Consider the following 20,123-nt stretch of genomic DNA (forward strand, 5'->3'; position numbering starts at 1 on the left):
ACGATTGATTCTCGTTCGAAAACGAGAACAAACACTGTCTATGACTCACGCGCGACAGGGAGCGCTTTCGATGCCCACAGGTCAAACCCGCCCGTCCTCTTCTTCCCGCCGCCGCGGGCAATTGTCCCTGTTGACCTTGGCTTTGCTCGCCAGCGGCGCCTGCAGCCTGCCCGCGCTGGCCGTGGAACCGGCCCAGGCGAGTAGCCCGCGCATGGGCGATTACCGCTTCGCCATCGCCCAGCAACCGCTGGTCGAAGCCATCAATGCCTTCAGCCAGGTCACCGGCTGGCAGGTCGGCTTCAGTGCCGAGCTGGCCGACGGCGTGGCCTCGCCGGGCGTACAGGGCTCGCTGGCCCCGGAAGCAGCGCTGCAGCGCCTGCTGCGCGGCACCGGCCTGGGCTACCGCAAGATCAGCAATGGCAACGTGGTGCTGGAACGCCAGGCCGCCGGCAACGCCATCGCCCTGCAGCAGGTGACCGTCAGCGCCACCCGCAGCGCCCAGGACGTCAGCCAGGTGCCGAGCACCGTCAGCGTGAAGACCCGCGAGCAACTGGACCGGCAGAACGTCAACGACATCAAGGAACTGGTGCGCTATGAGCCGGGTGTTTCCGTCGGTGGCGTCGGCCAGCGCAGCGGCCTGAATGGCTACAACATTCGCGGCATCGACGGTGAACGTATCCTGACCCAGGTCGACGGCGTGTCGATCCCCGACAGTTTCTTCTATGGCCCCTACGCCCAGACCCAGCGCAACTATGTCGACCCGGAAATCGTCAAGCGCGTCGAGATCCTCCGCGGCCCGGCCTCGGTGCTGTACGGCAGCAACGCCATCGGCGGCGCGGTGAGTTACTACACCCTCGATCCCGAGGACATCATCAAGCCGGGCAAGGATGTCGGCGCCCGTCTGAAGACCGGCTACAGCTCGGCCGACGAAAGCTGGCTGACCTCGGCTACCGTCGCCGGTCGCCAGGGCGATTTCGATGGCCTGCTGCACCTGAGCCAACGTAACGGCCATGAAACCGAATCGTATGGCGAACACGGCGGCACCGGCCTGAACCGCAGCAAGGCCAACCCGGAGGACGTGCGCACCACCAACGTCCTGGCCAAGCTTGGCTGGAACTACGCCGACGATGCCCGCTTCGGCTTCACCTACGAGCACTACAAGGACGACCGCGACCAGAACATCCTCAGCGCCGTCGGAGGCCCCTTCATTCCGGGCCGCGGCGCCTCGAACATGTATCGGATGCGCCAGGGCGACGACACCGTTACCCGCGAGCGCTTTGGCATCAACCATGAGTTCGGCCTTGAAAGCCTGGTCGCCGACCACGTGAAATGGAGCCTGAACTACCAGATCGCCAAGACCGACCAACGCACCGACGAGCTGTATTTCGCCAGTGGCCGCCAGGTGTTCCGCGATCGCCAGACCACCTACAAGGACCGCCAGTGGGTATTCGACGCCCAGCTGGACAAGGCTTTCAGCCTGGGTGCCACCGACCACCTGCTGACCTACGGCACGACCCTCAAGCATGAAAAGATCACCGGTTCACGCAGCGGTACCGGCACCTGCCTCAACGTCGGCGGCAGCTGTACGGCGATCGGCCAGAATAGCCCCGGCGACGGCCAGGTACGGGTCAGCGACTTCCCCGACCCGACGGTCAACACCTACAGCCTGTTCGCCCAGGACGAAATCCGCTGGAACAACTGGACCTTCCTGCCCGGCGCTCGGTACGACTACACCCGCATGGAACCGCAGATGACCAGCGAGTTCCTGCGCGGGGTCCAGGGTAACGGTGCAGCGCCTGGGGCCATCGACGACGCAGACAAGAAATGGCACCGCGTTTCGCCAAAATTCGGCGTGACCTATGCCTTCAACGACAACTACACCTGGTACGGCCAATACGCCGAGGGCTTCCGTACCCCGACCGCCAAGGCCATGTTCGGCCGCTTCGACAACCCGACCCTGGGCTACAGCGTCCAACCCAACCCGGACCTCGAGCCAGAGAAGAGCAAGAGCTACGAAACCGGCCTGCGCGGTAACTTCGAGGCCGGCAACTTCGATATCGCGGTGTTCTATAACAAGTACCGCGACTTCATCAACGAAGACGCCGTGCAGTCGGCCAACCTGGGTTCGACCTTCCAGGCCAACAACATCAAGCACGCCACCATCAAGGGCGCGGAGTTCAAGGGCCGCCTCAACCTCGACCACTTCGGCGCTGCCCAGGGCCTGTACACCCAAGGCTCGCTGGCCTATGCCCGCGGCCGCAACGATGACAACGGTCAGCCACTGAACAGCGTCAACCCGCTGACCGCGGTCCTCGGCCTGGGCTACGAGCAACAGAACTATGGGGGGCTGCTGAGCTGGACCCTGGTCAAGCGCAAGGACCGCGTCGACGACTCCACCTTCTTCGCCCCCGATGGCGCCAGCAAGCAGTTCCGCACGCCTGGCTACGGCGTGCTGGACCTGACCGGCTACTACAAAGTGACCGACGACATCACCGTCAACGCAGGCCTCTACAACCTGACCGACAAGAAGTACTGGCAGTGGGATGACGTACGTGGCTACGACGCGCTTGGCGAAGCGGGAGTGACCCAGCCGGCCAATCTCGATCGCCTGACCATGCCGGGCCGCAACTTTGCCATCAACCTGGTGTGGGACATCTGACGGGTTGAGATCGCCATCGCCGGACAAGCTCGTTCCCCCAGTTCCCGCGTGGGAGCGGGCTTGCCCGGCGCTGCATCGAGCCCTGTGCGAATGATTTCACTTCGCAGGTGAGGTTTTTTTACTGTTCCGCGTCTTCTGTTTCGTCTTGTCACTAGACGCCCCATTTTCCAAGGATGCCCCCATGACCGCCCCTTCCACCGAACGCGCCAACCTGCGCTCCCAGCGCCTGAACCAGGTCACCCATGCCCCGCACACCGAGCTGGACGCCCTGGTCAAGTCGCACAAGCCGTTCGACAGCCGCGAGAGCTTCGCCCGCTTCGTGGTCGCCCAGTACCTGTTCCAGTCCGAGTTGCAGGCGCTGTACACCGACCCGCAACTGATCGCCATCGTCCCCGACCTGGCCGAGCGCTGCCGCGCCGAGCAGGCCCGCCTCGACCTGGCCGACCTCGACACCGAAGTGCCCGCGCCCTTCGCCGGCGCCCTGGGCAAGCCAAGCCTGGGCGAAGCCCTGGGCTGGATCTTCGTCTCCGAAGGCTCCAAACTGGGCGCCGCATTCCTGATCAAGCGCGCCGTGGCCCTGGAACTGTCCGAAACCTTCGGTGCCCGTCACCTGGGCGAACCGGCCGGCGGTCGCGCCGAAGGCTGGAAACAGTTCACCCGCATCCTCGACAGCCTGGACCTGTCGCCCGAGGAAGACGCCGCCGCCGAACGTGGCGCGGTCGCCGCCTTCGAGCGCTTCACCGAGCTGCTCAAGCATGCCTATGCCGCCGACGCGGCGCTGGCCTGACACGCTTTACCCGGCCGTCTGCGGGCGGCCGCACCGTTGCAGTGAGACCATGACCCGAATCGCCCGCTCCAAAGTATCCCGCCTGCTGTATGCGATCCTGGCCTATGTGAGCCTGGGCATTGGCCTGGTCGCCATCGTCATTCCCGGGCTGCCCACCACCGAGTTCATCCTCCTCGCCGCCTGGGCCGCTACCCGCAGCTCGCCGCGGCTGTCCGCGTGGCTTGAGAACCACCGACTGTTCGGCCCGATCCTCTTCAATTGGCGCAACGGCAAGGTGATCCAGCGGCGCGCCAAGATCAGCGCCACTATCAGCATGTTGCTATGCGCAAGCCTCATGCTGATCGTCCTCGAGCACCACTGGCCCGTATTCCTTGCCATCGGCGGCATGGCGCTCGGCAACCTATGGATCTGGTCACGCCCGGAACGGCCTGTTTCGCAAGGCAGCGTCGAACTGCAAAATTGATTCAATCGCGCCTGACATGAGCAGTCAGAGGCTAAGCAAGCCCGAATACAGCGCATACGCCGCCAACCCGGCGCCCACCAGCACCGCCGCGAAAATCAGCTTCTCCCATGCGGTGAACAGCACCTGCCCCTGCTCGCGCTTGGCCCGGGCGAACAGGATCACCCCCGGGGCATAGAGCAACGCCGACAGCAGGATGTACTTGAGCCCACCGGCATACAGCAACCACACCGCATATGACAGCGCGATCACGGCAACCAGCATGTCCTTGCGCCGCAACCCCGCCTGCCCCTGGTAGCTCTCGCCTCGCACGGTCAGCAACACCGCATAGGCCGCCGACCAGAAGTAAGGAACCAGGATCATCGACGACGCCAGGTAGATCAGGCTGGTGTAGGTACCGGCGGAGAACAGTGTGATCAACAAAAAGCCCTGAATCATCACGTTGGTCAGCCACAAGGCGTTGGCCGGCACATGGTTGGCGTTTTCTCGCGCCAGGAACCGCGGCATGGTCTTGTCACGGGCAGTGGCGAAGAGGATCTCGGCACACAACAGCGCCCACGACAGCAGCGCCCCGAGCAACGACACCGCCAGGCCGAGGCTGATCAGTAATGCGCCCCAGGGCCCGACGATGTGCTCCAGCACCGACGCCAACGATGGATTCTGCAACCCGGCAAGTTCCGGCTGGGTCATGACCCCCAGCGACAACACGTTGACCAGCACCAGCAGCGCCAGCACGCCGAGAAAGCCGATCACCGTGGCCTTGCCCACATCGGTGCGACGCAGCGCTCGCCCCGAATAGACACTCGCACCTTCGATGCCGATGAACACGAACACCGTCACCAGCATCATGTTGCGGACCTGCTCGAGGACGCTGCCGAACTGCGGATTGCTCATCCCCCAGATGTCGCGGGTGAAAATATCGGCGCGAAAGGCGACAGCCGCGATGACGATGAATATCAGCAACGGCACGACCTTGGCCACAGTGGTCACCTGGTTGATGAAGGCCGCCTCCTTGATGCCACGCAGCACCAGGAAGTGCACCGCCCACAGCAGCAATGAAGCACAGCCGATGGCCATCGGCGTATTACCTTGGCCGAACACCGGGAAGTAGAAACCGAGGGTGCTGAACAGCAGCACGAAATAGCCAACGTTGCCCAACCAGGCACTGATCCAGTAGCCCCAGGCCGAAGAAAAGCCCATGTAGTCGCCAAAACCGGCCTTGGCATAGGCGTACACCCCTGAGTCCAACTCAGGTTTGTGGTTGGCCAGGGTCTGGAACACAAAGGCCAATGCCAGCATGCCCACCGCGGTGATGCCCCAACCGATCAGCACTGCGCCGACATCGGCGCGCGCCGCCATGTTTTGCGGCAACGAGAAGATCCCACCGCCGATCATCGAACCGACCACCAACGCGATCAGCGCGCCCAGGCGTAGCTTCTGTCCCGGTTCGCTCATGGGGCTCCTCGTGCGCGGGTGCGCGTAAACGTATTTGGCAACATGAATGTTACAAGTTTCTTATTGAATCGAGCCATTAAAGCTATAGCACTCATAACCGGACTGTCTATAGCGCGGGGCGGTGAAAAGTGACAATTGCAAAGTATCTCACTCCCCACCTAAATACGTCGCTATTTACTGTGAAAAATTTGCGAAAAGCCTAAAAGAGACTAACTTCATGGTTCGCAGGCAAAACGGAGCGTTTGCTCCAGAAGGACATGGAGGTGCCAGCGTACAAGGCCTGCAACGAAGCTGTCGGCATCCTCCAGGAGACGCATGAAGGTTTTTTCTTACCTTCATGCTGGCATGAACTGATCTAAGTCAGCGAATGATCCAGGCGTCAGATTTATTCTGAGGTCAACTTTCTCCTGGTACGGAGTCGATAAATGTCTGATTCTCCCGGAAAACTAAAACTGGGTGCGCTTGTTGCACTTGTAGTGGGTTCGATGATCGGCGGCGGGATCTTCTCATTGCCGCAAAACATGGCCGCCAGTGCCGGTGTCGGCGCGGTGCTGATCGGCTGGGCCATCACCGCGGTGGGCATGCTCACCCTCGCCTTCGTATTCCAGACCCTGGCCAACCGCAAACCCGACCTGGACGGCGGCGTGTACGCCTACGCCAAGGCTGGTTTTGGCGATTACATGGGCTTTTCCTCAGCCTGGGGCTACTGGATCAGCGCCTGGCTGGGCAACGTCGGCTATTTCGTGCTGCTGTTCAGCACCCTGGGGTACTTCTTCCCGGTTTTCGGTGAGGGCAATACCCCGGCGGCGGTGATCGGCGCCTCGGTCCTGCTGTGGGCCGTGCATTTCCTGGTATTGCGCGGCATCAAGGAAGCCGCGTTCATCAACCTGGTCACCACCGTGGCCAAGGTCGTGCCGCTGGCCCTGTTCGCCCTGATCTGCCTGTTCGCGTTCAAGCTCGATGTGTTCACCGCGGATATCTGGGCCGTGGGCACACCGGAGTTGGGCAGCGTGATGAACCAGGTGCGCAACATGATGCTGGTCACCGTGTGGGTGTTCATCGGCATCGAGGGCGCGAGCATCTTCTCTTCTCGTGCGGAAAAGCGCTCTGACGTCGGCAAGGCCACGGTCATCGGCTTTATCACCGTGCTGCTGTTCCTGGTGCTGGTCAACGTGCTGTCGCTGGGCGTGATGACCCAACCCGAGCTGGCCAAGCTGCAGAACCCGTCGATGGCCGCCGTGCTCGAACATGTGGTGGGCCACTGGGGCGCGGTGCTGATCAGCGTCGGCCTGATCATCTCGCTGCTGGGGGCGCTGCTGTCGTGGGTGCTGCTGTGCGCCGAGATCATGTTCGCCGCCGCCAAGGACCACACCATGCCGGAGTTCCTGCGCCGCGAGAACGCCAACCATGTGCCGGCCAACGCCCTGTGGCTGACCAACGCCATGGTGCAGATCTTCCTGGTCATCACCCTGTTCTCCAACAGCACCTACCTGTCGCTGATCTACCTCGCCACCTCGATGATCCTGGTGCCCTACCTGTGGTCGGCGGCCTATGCCTTCCTGCTCGCCTGGCGCAATGAAACCTATGAGCAGGCCCTGGCTGAACGCAAGAAAGACCTGATCATCGGCGGCATCGCCCTGCTCTACGCGATCTGGCTGCTGTACGCCGGTGGCGTCAAGTACCTGCTGCTCTCGGCTCTGCTCTATGCCCCTGGCGCGATCCTGTTCGCCAAGGCCAAGCGCGAGGTCGGCCAACCGATCTTCACCAGCGTGGAAAAACTGATCTTCGCCGCCGTGGTCGCGGGCGCCCTGTTGGCTGCCTACGGCCTGTATGACGGCTTCCTGACGCTCTGAACCCATGTCTTCGCATTACAGGAGGATTCACCATGTCCACTGAGAAACAGAAATACGGCGTTCATTCCGAAGCCGGCAAGCTGCGCAAAGTGATGGTCTGCAGCCCGGGCCTGGCGCACAAGCGCCTGACCCCGAGCAACTGCGACGAACTGCTGTTCGACGATGTGATCTGGGTCGACCAGGCCAAGCGCGACCACTTCGACTTCGTCACCAAGATGCGTGAGCGCGGCGTCGATGTCCTGGAGATGCACAACCTGCTGACCGACATCGTCCAGCAACCTGAAGCGCTGAAGTGGATTCTCGACCGCAAGATCACCTCCGACACCGTCGGCGTCGGCCTCACCAACGAAGTGCGTAGCTGGCTCGAGGGCCTCGACCCACGCCACCTGGCCGAATTCCTGATCGGCGGCGTGGCAGGCCAGGACCTGCCGGAAAGCGAAGGCGCCAGCGTGGTCAAGATGTACAACGACTACCTGGGCCACTCCAGCTTCATCCTGCCGCCGCTGCCAAACACCCAGTTCACCCGCGACACCACCTGCTGGATCTACGGCGGCGTGACGCTCAACCCGATGTACTGGCCTGCGCGACGCCAGGAAACCCTGCTGACCACCGCCATCTACAAGTTCCACAAGGAGTTCACCAACGCCGACTTCCAGGTCTGGTACGGCGACCCGGACAAGGACCACGGCAACGCCACCCTCGAAGGCGGCGACGTGATGCCGATCGGCAAGGGCGTGGTGCTCATCGGTATGGGCGAGCGCACCTCGCGTCAGGCCATCGGCCAGCTGGCACAGAGCCTGTTCGCCAAAGGCGCGGTGGAGAAAGTCATCGTCGCCGGCCTGCCCAAATCCCGCGCCGCGATGCACCTGGACACCGTGTTCAGCTTCTGCGACCGCGACCTGGTCACGGTCTTCCCGGAGGTGGTGAGAGAGATCGTGCCGTTCATCATTCGCCCGGACGAAAGCAAGCCTTACGGCATGGACGTGCGCCGCGAGAACAAGTCATTCATCGAGGTGGTCGGCGAGCACCTAGGGGTCAAGCTGCGCGTGGTCGAGACCGGTGGCAACAGCTTCGCCGCCGAGCGCGAACAGTGGGATGACGGCAACAACGTGGTGGCCGTGGAGCCCGGCGTGGTCATCGGCTATGACCGCAACACCTACACCAATACCCTGCTGCGCAAGGCCGGGATCGAGGTCATCACCATCAGCGCCGGCGAACTGGGCCGGGGCCGCGGCGGCGGTCACTGCATGACCTGCCCGATCGTGCGCGACCCTATCGACTACTAAACGTCCATTACCCCGGCCGTGCTCACCCAGCGGCGGCCGGGGGATTACCGAACTCAAGGAGAATCATCATGGCGTTCAACATCCACAACCGTAACCTGCTCAGCCTCGAACATCACACCACCCGCGAGCTGCGTTACCTGCTTGACCTGTCCCGCGACCTCAAGCGCGCCAAGTACACCGGCACCGAGCAGCAGCACCTGAAAGGTAACAACATCGCCCTGATCTTCGAGAAGACCTCGACCCGCACCCGCTGCGCCTTCGAAGTCGCCGCCTACGACCAGGGCGCTAACGTCACCTATATCGATCCCAACTCCTCGCAGATCGGCCACAAGGAAAGCATGAAGGACACCGCCCGCGTGCTCGGGCGCATGTACGACGCCATCGAGTATCGCGGCTTCAAGCAGGAGATCGTCGAGGAACTGGCCAAGTTCGCTGGCGTGCCGGTGTTCAACGGCCTCACCGACGAATACCACCCGACCCAGATGATCGCCGACGTGCTGACCATGCGCGAGCACAGCGACAAGCCGCTGCACGACATCAGCTATGCCTACCTGGGCGATGCCCGCAACAACATGGGCAACTCGCTGCTGCTGATCGGCGCCAAGCTCGGCATGGACGTGCGCATCGCCGCGCCCAAGGCCCTGTGGCCGCATGACGACCTGGTCGAACGGTGCAAAAAGTACGCAGAAGAAAGCGGCGCGCGCATCACCCTGACCGAAGACCCGAAAGCCGCGGTCAAGGGCGTCGACTTTGTCCACACCGATGTATGGGTATCAATGGGCGAACCGGTCGAGGCCTGGGGCGAGCGTATCCAGCAACTGCTGCCGTACCAGGTGAACAAGGAGCTGATGAAGTCCACCGGCAACCCGCGCACCAAGTTCATGCACTGCCTGCCGGCGTTCCACAACTCCGAGACCAAGGTCGGCAAGCAGATCGCCGAACAGTACCCGCACCTGGCCAACGGCATCGAAGTGACCGATGACGTGTTCGAGTCGCCGGCGTGCATCGCCTTCGAGCAGGCGGAAAACCGCATGCACACGATCAAGGCGATCCTCGTGTCGACCCTGGCTGATCTCTGACAGCGGCCTTGACTCTGCGGGAGCCGGCTTGCCGGCGATACGGGCAACACGGTGCATGGCACCGGCTTCGCCAGTGATCGCCGGCAAGCCGGCTCCCACAAAGGAACGAGGCGCTTACCCTAAATCCGCAAAGGACATTCCCCATGCGTATCGTTGTTGCATTGGGCGGCAACGCCCTGTTGCGCCGCGGCGAGCCGATGACCGCCGACAACCAGCGTGCCAATATCCGCACCGCCACCGAACAGATCGCCAAGATCCATCCCGGCAACGAACTGGTCATCGCCCACGGCAACGGGCCGCAAGTCGGCCTGCTGTCGCTGCAGGGGCTGTCGTACAAGCCGGATGAAGCCTATCCGCTGGACGTGCTTGGCGCTGAGACCGAAGGCATGATCGGCTACATGATCGAGCAGGAACTGGGCAACCTGCTGGACTTCGAGGTGCCATTCGCCACGCTGCTCACCCAGGTTGAAGTGGACGCCAACGACCCGGCGTTCAAGGACCCGACCAAGTTCATCGGCCCCGTGTACGCCAAGGACGAAGCCGAACGCCTGGCCAAGGACAAGGGCTGGGTGGTCAAGCCCGACGGCGACAAGTACCGCCGGGTGGTGGCCAGCCCGAAACCCAAGCGCATCTTCGAGATCCGCCCGATCAAGTGGCTGCTGGAAAAAAGCAGCATCGTGATCTGCGCCGGCGGCGGCGGTATCCCCACCATGTACGACGAAAACCGCAAGCTCAAGGGCATCGAGGCGGTGATCGACAAGGACCTGTGCTCGGCGCTGCTGGCCGAACAGCTGGATGCCGACCTGCTGATCATCGCCACCGACGTCGACGCTGCGTACATCGATTTCGGCAAGCCGACACAAAAAGCCATCGCCCAGGCGCACCCCGACGAGCTCGAGAAGCTGGGCTTTGCCGCCGGCTCCATGGGGCCCAAGGTGCAGGCTGCCTGCGATTTCGCCCGGAATACCGGCAAGGTCGCGGTAATCAGCTCGCTGGAGAACATCGAGGACATCGTCAAAGGCACCGCCGGTACCCGCGTTTCCACCGCCAAGCCGGGAATCAGCTACCGTTGAACGCAGTTGGCCGGTGCCTGGCACCGGCCGTTTTCAACCTTCCGGAGGACCTCGCCATGGCCCAGTATCAACCCGGTCACGTGCATATCGAGCGCACTGCGCTGAACACCAACGACCACAGCTACGACCTGTGCATCGACTACGAGGCCGTATCGGATCCCAGCGAAGGCCGCGGTATCCAGTTCCGCATGCATGGCCACATCGAGGGCAAGGCCGTCGATGAGAAGTTCTTCCTGGCCAAGGACCAGGTGCTACCCAGCTTTCTGATGCAGTTGAGCCGCAAGGCCCAGTCGTACCTGCCAGCGCCGAAGAAATTCGAGAGCCTCGGTTCGCCGCACAAGCTCTACGACTACATGTTCGAAGACATTCGCCAGAAGCTCGATGTCAAATCGGGTGATTCGATCAAGCCTGAGCATCTGGGCTGAGTGCAATCGCGGGGCTTCGTGGCAGCGGGCTTGCCCCGCGATTGGGTTTAGAGCCCTTCCCAAGGCATACTGGCGCACTCGCTTGGCCACTGCCCCGATCTCCCCATGCGCATCCACGTCAGCTTCATCGACCGCGTCGGCATCACCCAGGAAGTCCTGGCCCTGCTCGGCGCCCGCAACCTCAACCTCGATGCCGTGGAGATGGTCCCGCCGAACGTCTACATCGACGCCCCGACCCTGAGCCCCGCCGTGCTCGAAGAGCTGCACGACGCGCTGTTCGAGGTACGCGGCGTGCAATCGGTGGAAGTGGTCGACATCCTCCCCGGCCAACGCCGGCACCTGCAACTCGACGCCCTGCTCGCCGCCATGAGCGACCCGGTGCTGGCGGTGGACAGCGCGGGCAAGGTGCTGCTGGCCAACCCTGCGCTGATCGCCCTGTGCGGGCGTGAGTCCGCCGGGCGTTCGGTGGGCGAACTGTTCGGCGACCCCGAGCTGCTGCAGGCCCTGCTGGACAACAATTTCCACCTGCCCATGCGCGAAATGCAGTTGAACGGCCAGAGCTTGCTGCTCGACGCCACGCCGATCACCCACGCCGGCGGCCTGCTGACGCTGTACCCGCCGAACCGCATGGGCGAGCGGCTGTCGGCCCTGCACCACGACCACGCCGAAGGCTTCGACGCCATGCTCGGCGACTCCCCGGCGATTCGCACCCTCAAGGCCCGCGCCTTGCGCGTGGCCACCCTCGATGCGCCGCTGCTGGTGCACGGCGAGACCGGCACCGGCAAGGAGCTGGTGGCCCGCGCCTGCCACGCCATCAGCAGCCGCCACGCCGCGCCGTTCCTGGCGCTCAACTGCGCGGCGCTGCCCGAGAGCCTGGCCGAGAGCGAGCTGTTCGGCTATGCCCCCGGCGCCTTCACCGGCGCGCAACGTGGCGGCAAGCCCGGGCTGATGGAGCTGGCCAACCAGGGCACGGTGTTCCTCGACGAGATCGGCGAGATGTCGCCCTACCTGCAAGCCAAGCTGCTGCGTTTTCTCAGCGACGGCAGCTTCCGCCGCGTGGGTGGCGACCGCGAAGTGAAGGTGGACGTGCGCATCATCAGCGCCACCCACCGCGACCTGGAACGCATGGTCGCCGAGGGCACCTTCCGCGAAGACCTGTTCTACCGCCTCAACGTGCTCAACCTGCAAGTTCCGCCCCTGCGTGATCGCGGCCAGGACATCCTGTCCTTGGCGCAGTACTTCATGCAGCAGGCCTGCACCCAGATCCAGCGCCCGCCCTGCCGCCTGGCGCCCGCCACCCATCCGGCGCTGCTGGGCAACCCCTGGCCGGGCAACGTGCGGCAGTTGCAGAACGTGATCTTCCGCGCCGCGGCTATCTGCGAAAGCAACGTGGTGGACATCGGCGACCTGGACATCGCCGGCACCTCGGTGGCCCGCGGGCAGGATGGCGAGGTGGCCAGCCTGGAACAGGCCGTGGGGGATTTCGAGCGGGAGTTGCTGCAACGCCTGTATGCCAGCTATCCCTCGACGCGGCAGTTGGCGGGGCGCTTGCAAACCTCGCATACCGCGATAGCCCAGCGCTTGCGCAAGTACGGTATTCCAAACAAGGCCTGATGCTGCTTCGCCGGCCCAATCCCGCTCCGGAAGCAGGCCGTATTAAAATCATTCCACTGTACAGAATTCGCTACACACCCATCTGGGTGCCTGGGTACAAGGGTTTGATCCCACTGTGCTTTTGAATCACCCTTCTCCTGTATCGATTTCATTCCACAAAAATGACAAATCGATTGCATTAACAAACTAACCAATTGATTTATAAGGATTTTTAAGACTGGCCGCATTATTGCTAAGGGAATTCCAACCTTAAGAGCGCGGAGCCTACCGCGCCCAACGCCCCTGCTTCCCGAGGAATTCCCATGAGCGAGTTGCGTTTCACCGAAGATCACGAATGGCTGCGCGTCGAAGCCGATGGCAGCGTCACCGTGGGCATCACCGCCTACGCCCAGAACGCCTTGGGTGATGTGGTCTATGTGCAACTGCCGGAGCTGCAGCAGTACGACAAGGGCGCCGAAGCCTCCACCGTGGAGTCGGTCAAGGCCGCCAGCGGCGTGTACATGCCACTGGCCGGTGAAGTGGTCGCGGTCAACGAAGGCCTCAACGACAACCCCGAGCTGGTCAACGAAGACCCGCTGGGCGAAGGCTGGTTCTTCCGCTTCAAGCCCGCCGACATGAGCGAAGTGCATGCCCTGCTCGACCAGGATGCCTACGACCGCCTGCTCAAAGCCAACGACGACGCCTGAGGAATCACCATGACCATCAACCTCGGCACCGCCAACGAATTCATTGCCCGCCACATCGGCCCACGCGCCGCTGACGAGCAGGCCATGCTCACGACCCTGGGCTTCGACTCGCTGGACGCGATGACCGCCGCCGTCATCCCCGACAGCATCAAGGGCACCAGCGTGCTCGGCAGCCACGACGGGCAGAGCGAGGCCGATGCCCTCGCCGCATTGAAAGCCATCGCCGCCAAGAACCAGCTGTTCAAGAGCTACATAGGCCAGGGCTACTACAACACCCACACCCCGGCGCCGATCCTGCGCAACCTGCTGGAGAACCCGGCCTGGTACACCGCCTACACCCCGTACCAGCCGGAGATTTCCCAGGGCCGTCTGGAAGCGCTGCTGAACTTCCAGACCCTGATCAGCGACCTCACCGGCCTGCCGATAGCCAACGCTTCCCTGCTCGACGAGGCCACCGCCGCCGCAGAAGCCATGACCTTCTGCAAGCGCCTGTCGAAGAACAAGGCCAGCCATGCCTTCTTCGCCTCCGTGCACTGCCACCCGCAGACCCTCGACGTGCTGCGCACCCGCGCCGAACCGCTGGGCATTGAGGTGGTGGTGGGCGACGAGCGCGAACTGGGCGACGTCAGCGCCTTCTTTGGCGCCCTGCTGCAGTACCCGGCCAGCAACGGTGACGTGTTCGACTACCGCGAGGTGGTGCAGCGCTTCCACGGCGCAGGTGCCCTGGTGGCCGTGGCCGCCGACCTGCTGGCCCTGACCCTGCTCACCCCGCCGGGCGAGTTCGACGCCGACGTGGCCATCGGCAGCGCCCAGCGCTTCGGCGTGCCGCTGGGCTTCGGTGGCCCGCACGCGGCCTACTTCGCCACCCGCGACGCCTTCAAGCGCGACATGCCGGGCCGTCTGGTCGGGGTATCGATCGACCGCTTCGGCAAGCCGGCCCTGCGCCTGGCCATGCAGACCCGCGAGCAGCACATCCGCCGCGAGAAGGCTACCAGCAACATCTGCACCGCCCAGGTGCTGCTGGCCAATATCGCCAGCATGTACGCCGTGTACCACGGCCCTGCCGGCCTCAAGCGCATTGCCGAGCGCACCCATGCGCTGACCGCGATCCTCGCTACCGGCCTGACCAAGCTGGGCATCAAGGTGGTCACCGGCGATTTCTTCGACACCCTCACCCTGGCCACCGGTGCCAGCACCAGCGCGCTGCACGACAAGGCCCGCGTCCAGGGCATCAACCTGCGCCAGGTCGACGCCGCCCAGCTGGGCCTGTCGCTGGACGAAACCAGCACCCAGGCCGATGTCGAGGCCCTGTGGCAGCTGTTCGCCGACGGCCAGGCCAGCCCTGACTTCACCGCCCTGGCCAACACCGTCGCCGTGCGCCTGCCGGCCGGCCTGTTGCGCCAGTCGGCCATCCTCGAGCACCCGGTGTTCAACCGCTACCACAGCGAAACCGAGCTGATGCGCTACCTGCGCCGCCTGGCCGACAAGGACCTGGCCCTGGACCGCACCATGATCCCGCTGGGCTCGTGCACCATGAAGCTCAACGCCGCCAGCGAAATGATCCCGGTGACCTGGGCCGAGTTCGGCAACCTGCACCCGTTTGCCCCGGCCGCGCAAAGCCAGGGCTACCTGCAGATGACCAGCGAGCTGGAAGCCATGCTCTGCGCCGCCACCGGCTATGACGCCGTGTCACTGCAGCCCAACGCCGGCTCCCAAGGCGAATACGCCGGCCTGCTGGCGATCCGCGCCTACCACCGCAGCCGTGGCGACAGCCACCGTGACATCTGCCTGATCCCGTCCTCGGCCCACGGCACCAACCCCGCCACCGCGCACATGGCCGGCATGCGCGTGGTAGTGACCGCCTGCGACGCGCGCGGCAACGTCGACATCGACGACCTGCGTGCCAAGGCCATCGAGCACCGCGAGCGCCTGGCGGCGATCATGATCACCTACCCGTCCACCCACGGCGTATTCGAGGAAGCCATCGGCGAGATCTGCGCGATCATCCACGACAACGGCGGCCAGGTGTACATCGACGGCGCCAACATGAACGCCATGGTCGGCCTGTGCGCCCCGGGCAAGTTCGGCGGCGACGTCTCGCACCTGAACCTGCACAAGACCTTCTGCATCCCCCACGGCGGCGGCGGCCCGGGCGTCGGCCCGATCGGCGTCAAGGCGCACCTGGCGCCATTCCTGCCGGGCCATGCCCAGCTGGAAAACACCCAGGGCGCGGTATGCGCCGCACCGTTCGGCAGCGCCAGCATCCTGCCGATCACCTGGATGTACATTCGCATGATGGGTGGCGCGGGCCTCAAGCGCGCCTCGCAGATGGCGATCCTCAACGCCAACTACATCGCCCGTCGCCTGGAAGAGCACTATCCTGTGCTGTACACCGGCGGCAACGGCCTGGTGGCGCACGAGTGCATCCTCGACCTGCGTCCGCTCAAGGACACCAGCGGCATCAGCGTCGACGATGTCGCCAAGCGCCTGATCGACTTCGGCTTCCACGCCCCGACCATGTCCTTCCCGGTGGCCGGCACGCTGATGATCGAACCGACCGAAAGCGAGTCGAAAGAGGAACTGGATCGATTCTGCGACGCCATGATCCAGATCCGCGAAGAGATTCGCGCGGTCGAGAACGGCAGCCTGGACAAGGACGACAACCCGCTGAAGAACGCCCCGCACACCGCGGCGGAGCTGGCCGGCGAATGGGCCCACGGCTACAGCCGCGAGCAGGCGGTGTATCCGCTGCCGAGCCTGGTGGAAGGCAAGTACTGGCCACCGGTCGGCCGGGTCGACAACGTGTTCGGCGACCGCAACCTGGTCTGCGCCTGCCCGTCGATCGAGAGCTACCAGGACGTCTGATCGGGTGGGGCCGCTGCGCGCCCCATCGCCGGCAAGCCGGCTCCCACAGGTTCAGCGCTAAGCTGTGGGAGCCGGCTTGCCGGCGATGGGCTGCGTAGCAGCCCCCAATGGGCTTACTGGCCATCATCAGGAGGAAGCAGCATGTCTTTGAGCGTCTTCGACCTGTTCAAGATCGGCATCGGCCCCTCCAGTTCGCACACGGTCGGGCCGATGCGCGCCGCCGCGCGCTTCGCCGAAGGCTTGCGCCGTGATGGCCTGCTGGCCGGCACGGCCACGGTCAAGGCCGAGCTGTACGGCTCCCTCGGCGCCACCGGCAAGGGCCACGGCAGCGACAAGGCCGTGTTGCTAGGCCTGGAAGGCGAGCATCCGGACAGCGTCGATACCGAAGCCATCCCCGCCCGTCTGCAAGCCATTCGTGAAAGCGGTCGGCTCAGCCTGCTCGGCGAACACGACATCGACTTCGTCGAAAAACAGCACCTGGCGATGATCCGCAAACCGCTGGCCTACCACCCCAACGGCATGATCTTCCGCGCCTTCGATGCCGCCGGCCTGCAGATCCGTAGCCGCGAGTACTACTCGGTGGGAGGCGGTTTCGTGGTTGACGAGGATGCGGCCGGCCATGACCGCATCGTCGAGGACAGCACCGTGCTGCCCTACCCTTTCAAGACCGGCAAGGAACTGCTCGGCCACTGCACCGCGCAGCACCTGTCGTTCAGCCAGGTGATGCTGGCCAACGAGGCCGCCTGGCGCCCGGAAGCTGAGACCCGTGCCGGCCTGCTGCGCATCTGGCAGGTGATGCAGGACTGCGTCGAGGCCGGTTGCCGGCACGAAGGCATCCTGCCTGGCGGGCTGAAGGTCAAGCGCCGGGCTCCGGCGTTGTACCGCCAGCTCAGCCGGCATCCGGAAGCCAGCCTGCGTGATGCGCTGTCGGTGCTCGACTGGGTCAACCTCTACGCCCTGGCGGTGAACGAGGAAAACGCCTACGGCGGACGCGTGGTCACGGCACCGACCAATGGCGCGGCCGGCATTGTCCCCGCGGTGCTGCACTACTACATGCGCTTCGTGCCCGGCGCCAACGAGGACGGGGTGGTGCGCTTCCTGCTCACTGCCGCGGCAATCGGCATTCTGTACAAGGAGAACGCATCGATCTCCGGGGCCGAGGTGGGCTGCCAGGGCGAGGTCGGCGTGGCCTGCTCCATGGCCGCAGGCGCCCTGTGCGAAGTGATGGGCGGTACTCCGCAACAGGTGGAGAACGCCGCCGAGATCGGCATGGAACACAACCTGGGCCTGACCTGCGACCCCATTGGCGGGCTGGTCCAGGTGCCCTGCATCGAGCGCAACGCCATGGGCTCGGTGAAGGCGATCAACGCGGTGCGCATGGCCCTGCGCGGCGACGGGCAGCACTACGTTTCCCTCGACAAGGTCATCCGCACCATGCGCCAGACCGGCGCCGACATGAAAATCAAATACAAGGAGACCGCCCGCGGCGGTCTGGCCGTCAACATCATCGAATGTTGACCCGAATAAAAACCAAGGAGTCACCGATGTCCGAAACACTGCACAAGACCCCGCTGCACGCCCTGCACCTGGAACTGGGCGCGCGCATGGTGCCGTTCGCCGGCTACGACATGCCCGTACAATACCGCTTGGGCGTGCTCAAGGAGCACCTGCACACCCGCGAGCAAGCCGGCCTGTTCGACGTTTCGCACATGGGCCAGATCATCCTGCGCGGCAACGACGCCGCCAAGGCCCTGGAAACCCTGGTGCCGGTGGACATCATCGACCTGCCGGTGGGCATGCAGCGCTATGCCATGTTCACCAATGCCGAGGGTGGCATCCTCGACGACCTGATGGTCGCCAACCTCGGTGACGACACCCTGTTCCTGGTGGTCAACGCCGCCTGCAAGGAGCAGGACCTGGCCCACCTGCGCCAGCACATCGGCAGCCGCTGCGAGATCCAGCCACTGTTCGAGGAACGCGCCCTGCTGGCGCTGCAAGGCCCGGCGGCGGTCAAGGTGCTGGAGCGCCTGGCACCTGCGGTGGCGAAGATGACGTTCATGCAGTTCCAGCCTGTTCAACTGCTCGGCGCCGACTGCTATGTCAGCCGCTCGGGCTACACCGGTGAGGACGGTTTCGAGATTTCCGTGCCGGCCGACAAGGCCGAAGCGCTGGCGCGCCGGCTGCTGGCCGAGCCAGAGGTACAGCCAATCGGCCTGGGCGCACGCGACTCACTGCGCCTGGAGGCCGGCCTGTGCCTGTACGGCCACGACATGGACACCACCACCACGCCGATCGAGGCCAGCCTGCTGTGGGCCATCTCCAAGGTGCGCCGTGCCGACGGCGCACGGGCCGGTGGTTTCCCGGGTGCCGACACCGTGTTTGCCCAGCAACAGTCCGGCGTGGCGCGCAAACGCGTAGGCCTGCTGCCCCAGGAGCGCACCCCGGTGCGTGAAGGCGCGCAGATCGTCGACGCGACAGGCAAGGTGGTCGGCGAGGTGTGCAGCGGCGGCTTCGGCCCGACGCTCGGCGCGCCGGTCACAATGGGCTATGTCGATAACGAACACACCACCCTGGACACTGCACTGTTTGCAATGGTGCGCGGCAAGCAAGTTGCCATGAAAGTCAGCAAAATGCCTTTCGTGGCGCAACGTTACTACCGTGGCTGAATGAGTGGATTGGACGGGTTCGACATATTCGTTTTCGAACCTGTCCAATAACTTCTGAACATAGCGCCAGGCCAGGCGCCACGGCGTTTCCGACAAATCGTTCGGTGATCGGGAAAAGCCTGATTTTCACCCGTCGCAAGGGCTTGTTTTTCGCTCGGCAGTTGGCGTAGAGTCACTGCACTGTGTTTGCATGGGTCGCAACAGTTCGTGACCTGGGCCAGTAGCCGCAATCTGCTACAACCCGTTCGACGTCTCTTACTTTCCTGCAACCCAGCCCAGTAGTCTTTCACTTACAAAAAGTGTGAAAGAAACTGTCATCAATATTTAAGCTTCATAGGAAATAAGACAATGGCTGAGCGTCAGAACGGTACCGTCAAGTGGTTCAATGACGAAAAAGGTTACGGCTTCATCACCCCAGAAAGCGGTCCGGATCTGTTCGTGCACTTCCGCGCCATCCAAGGCAACGGCTTCAAGAGCCTGAAAGAAGGCCAGAAAGTGACCTTCGTGGCCGTCCAGGGCCAGAAAGGCATGCAGGCTGACGAAGTCCAGGCCGAAGGCTGATCTTCCGATAAAAAGCCCCTGTGTTGACGCACAGGGGCTTTTTTGTGCGCGCAATTCCATAGAATGGGCCTTTGCCATCTGGAGCTGTCATGCATGTCCAAGCCATTGCTCAACCCCCAGGGTGATTTCCCGCCGGTCGGCCTGGGCCGTCGCCTGGCCGCGATGTTCTACGACTTCCTGCTGTGCACGGCCCTGCTGATCGTGACTGCCGGCGCCTACAAGATGATCCAGATGGCGATCATCGGCGAGGCGCGCATGCGCGAGCTGACCGAGGCCGGTGCCTTGGACGGCGACCCGCTGCTGTCGACGATCCTGCTGTTCGCCCTGTTTGGCTTCTTCGCCAAGTTCTGGACCCACGGTGGCCAGACCCTGGGCATGCAGGTATGGGGCATGCGCGTGCAGAACGCCGATGGCAGCGCCATCAGCCTCTGGCAGGCATTGCTGCGTTTCGTGGTGTCGATCGCGTCGTGGCTGTGCCTGGGGCTGGGTTTCATCTGGTCGTTGTTCGACAAACGTAAACGCAGCTGGCACGACATCTATTCCGAGACCCAGCTGGTACGCCTGCCCAAGCGCAAGAAGTGAGCTGCGCGGGCATCAGGCCTGCGAAAAGCACCCGCAAAAAAGCCGACCCAAGGGTCGGCTTCTTTATGCAGC

At 63.8% G+C, this 20,123-nt stretch carries 16 protein-coding genes; 15 read left to right on the top strand and 1 reads right to left on the bottom strand.

Going from position 1 to position 20,123, the window contains the following annotated elements:
• The first annotated feature begins 70 nt into the window (after positions 1 to 70).
• The 3 genes from LU688_RS22605 (at position 71) to LU688_RS22615 (ending at position 3,909) form a co-directional block, all read left to right on the top strand.
• Positions 71 to 2,659 (top strand): TonB-dependent receptor, encoded by a 2,589-nt coding sequence (locus tag LU688_RS22605; protein ID WP_160290945.1) that lies wholly within the window; start codon positions 71 to 73, stop codon positions 2,657 to 2,659.
• Positions 2,660 to 2,840: 181 nt separating this feature from the next.
• Positions 2,841 to 3,446, top strand: a complete 606-nt coding sequence (locus tag LU688_RS22610) for a biliverdin-producing heme oxygenase (RefSeq protein WP_038706745.1) — start codon at positions 2,841 to 2,843, stop codon at positions 3,444 to 3,446.
• A gap of 49 nt (positions 3,447 to 3,495) precedes the next feature.
• Positions 3,496 to 3,909, top strand: a complete 414-nt coding sequence (locus LU688_RS22615; protein ID WP_160290944.1) for a YbaN family protein — start codon at positions 3,496 to 3,498, stop codon at positions 3,907 to 3,909.
• Positions 3,910 to 3,933: 24 nt separating this feature from the next.
• Here the strand turns inward: LU688_RS22615 and arcD (LU688_RS22620) are convergent, their stop codons facing one another.
• On the bottom strand, positions 3,934 to 5,361 hold the full coding sequence (gene arcD, locus LU688_RS22620) for an arginine-ornithine antiporter (RefSeq protein WP_023630516.1): 1,428 nt from the start codon (positions 5,359 to 5,361) through the stop codon (positions 3,934 to 3,936).
• Positions 5,362 to 5,786: 425 nt separating this feature from the next.
• Between arcD (LU688_RS22620) and arcD (LU688_RS22625) the strand changes: the two genes are divergently transcribed.
• The 12 genes from arcD (LU688_RS22625) (at position 5,787) to LU688_RS22680 (ending at position 20,051) form a co-directional block, all read left to right on the top strand.
• Complete coding sequence (gene arcD, locus LU688_RS22625) at positions 5,787 to 7,214, top strand: arginine-ornithine antiporter (RefSeq protein WP_023630518.1); 1,428 nt, start codon at positions 5,787 to 5,789, stop codon at positions 7,212 to 7,214.
• 32 nt (positions 7,215 to 7,246) lie between these two features.
• Positions 7,247 to 8,500 carry an arginine deiminase gene (gene arcA / locus LU688_RS22630; RefSeq protein WP_038706746.1) on the top strand — a complete coding sequence of 418 codons (1,254 nt, stop codon included), beginning with the start codon at positions 7,247 to 7,249 and terminating at the stop codon, positions 8,498 to 8,500.
• Positions 8,501 to 8,568: 68 nt separating this feature from the next.
• Positions 8,569 to 9,579 carry an ornithine carbamoyltransferase gene (locus LU688_RS22635; RefSeq protein WP_094011694.1) on the top strand — a complete coding sequence of 337 codons (1,011 nt, stop codon included), beginning with the start codon at positions 8,569 to 8,571 and terminating at the stop codon, positions 9,577 to 9,579.
• A gap of 143 nt (positions 9,580 to 9,722) precedes the next feature.
• A complete protein-coding gene (gene arcC, locus LU688_RS22640; protein ID WP_160290943.1) occupies positions 9,723 to 10,652 on the top strand; it encodes a carbamate kinase in 930 nt (309 codons plus the stop codon).
• A gap of 56 nt (positions 10,653 to 10,708) precedes the next feature.
• Positions 10,709 to 11,077: a DUF5064 family protein gene (locus LU688_RS22645; protein ID WP_031315061.1), complete on the top strand. Its 369-nt coding sequence runs from the start codon at positions 10,709 to 10,711 to the stop codon at positions 11,075 to 11,077.
• A gap of 105 nt (positions 11,078 to 11,182) precedes the next feature.
• On the top strand, positions 11,183 to 12,691 hold the full coding sequence (gene gcsR, locus LU688_RS22650) for a transcriptional regulator GcsR (RefSeq protein ID WP_160290942.1): 1,509 nt from the start codon (positions 11,183 to 11,185) through the stop codon (positions 12,689 to 12,691).
• 302 nt (positions 12,692 to 12,993) lie between these two features.
• Positions 12,994 to 13,377, top strand: a complete 384-nt coding sequence (gcvH, locus tag LU688_RS22655; RefSeq protein WP_094011696.1) for a glycine cleavage system protein GcvH — start codon at positions 12,994 to 12,996, stop codon at positions 13,375 to 13,377.
• Positions 13,378 to 13,386: 9 nt separating this feature from the next.
• Positions 13,387 to 16,242 carry an aminomethyl-transferring glycine dehydrogenase gene (gcvP, locus tag LU688_RS22660; protein WP_094011697.1) on the top strand — a complete coding sequence of 952 codons (2,856 nt, stop codon included), beginning with the start codon at positions 13,387 to 13,389 and terminating at the stop codon, positions 16,240 to 16,242.
• 141 nt (positions 16,243 to 16,383) lie between these two features.
• The gene (locus LU688_RS22665) at positions 16,384 to 17,760 is read left to right on the top strand and encodes an L-serine ammonia-lyase (RefSeq protein WP_232887996.1); all 1,377 of its coding nucleotides are present in this window, start codon (positions 16,384 to 16,386) and stop codon (positions 17,758 to 17,760) included.
• A 26-nt stretch (positions 17,761 to 17,786) separates the two neighbouring features.
• Complete coding sequence (gene gcvT / locus LU688_RS22670) at positions 17,787 to 18,908, top strand: glycine cleavage system aminomethyltransferase GcvT (protein ID WP_160290941.1); 1,122 nt, start codon at positions 17,787 to 17,789, stop codon at positions 18,906 to 18,908.
• A 348-nt stretch (positions 18,909 to 19,256) separates the two neighbouring features.
• A complete protein-coding gene (locus LU688_RS22675; RefSeq protein ID WP_046854299.1) occupies positions 19,257 to 19,469 on the top strand; it encodes a cold-shock protein in 213 nt (70 codons plus the stop codon).
• Positions 19,470 to 19,562: 93 nt separating this feature from the next.
• Positions 19,563 to 20,051 carry an RDD family protein gene (locus LU688_RS22680; protein ID WP_046854298.1) on the top strand — a complete coding sequence of 163 codons (489 nt, stop codon included), beginning with the start codon at positions 19,563 to 19,565 and terminating at the stop codon, positions 20,049 to 20,051.
• The last annotated feature ends 72 nt before the right edge of the window (positions 20,052 to 20,123 follow it).

It is taken from the genome of Pseudomonas soli (genome assembly GCF_021283165.2).
Lineage (GTDB): Bacteria > Pseudomonadota > Gammaproteobacteria > Pseudomonadales > Pseudomonadaceae > Aquipseudomonas > Aquipseudomonas soli.

Coding starts and splice junctions, on each gene's coding strand:
- LU688_RS22605 (WP_160290945.1), top strand. CDS start 71: ATGCCCACAGGTCAAACCCGCCCGTCCTCTTCTTCCCGCCGCCGCGGG.
- LU688_RS22610 (WP_038706745.1), top strand. CDS start 2,841: ATGACCGCCCCTTCCACCGAACGCGCCAACCTGCGCTCCCAGCGCCTG.
- LU688_RS22615 (WP_160290944.1), top strand. CDS start 3,496: ATGACCCGAATCGCCCGCTCCAAAGTATCCCGCCTGCTGTATGCGATC.
- arcD (WP_023630516.1), bottom strand. CDS start 5,361: ATGAGCGAACCGGGACAGAAGCTACGCCTGGGCGCGCTGATCGCGTTG.
- arcD (WP_023630518.1), top strand. CDS start 5,787: ATGTCTGATTCTCCCGGAAAACTAAAACTGGGTGCGCTTGTTGCACTT.
- arcA (WP_038706746.1), top strand. CDS start 7,247: ATGTCCACTGAGAAACAGAAATACGGCGTTCATTCCGAAGCCGGCAAG.
- LU688_RS22635 (WP_094011694.1), top strand. CDS start 8,569: ATGGCGTTCAACATCCACAACCGTAACCTGCTCAGCCTCGAACATCAC.
- arcC (WP_160290943.1), top strand. CDS start 9,723: ATGCGTATCGTTGTTGCATTGGGCGGCAACGCCCTGTTGCGCCGCGGC.
- LU688_RS22645 (WP_031315061.1), top strand. CDS start 10,709: ATGGCCCAGTATCAACCCGGTCACGTGCATATCGAGCGCACTGCGCTG.
- gcsR (WP_160290942.1), top strand. CDS start 11,183: ATGCGCATCCACGTCAGCTTCATCGACCGCGTCGGCATCACCCAGGAA.
- gcvH (WP_094011696.1), top strand. CDS start 12,994: ATGAGCGAGTTGCGTTTCACCGAAGATCACGAATGGCTGCGCGTCGAA.
- gcvP (WP_094011697.1), top strand. CDS start 13,387: ATGACCATCAACCTCGGCACCGCCAACGAATTCATTGCCCGCCACATC.
- LU688_RS22665 (WP_232887996.1), top strand. CDS start 16,384: ATGTCTTTGAGCGTCTTCGACCTGTTCAAGATCGGCATCGGCCCCTCC.
- gcvT (WP_160290941.1), top strand. CDS start 17,787: ATGTCCGAAACACTGCACAAGACCCCGCTGCACGCCCTGCACCTGGAA.
- LU688_RS22675 (WP_046854299.1), top strand. CDS start 19,257: ATGGCTGAGCGTCAGAACGGTACCGTCAAGTGGTTCAATGACGAAAAA.
- LU688_RS22680 (WP_046854298.1), top strand. CDS start 19,563: ATGTCCAAGCCATTGCTCAACCCCCAGGGTGATTTCCCGCCGGTCGGC.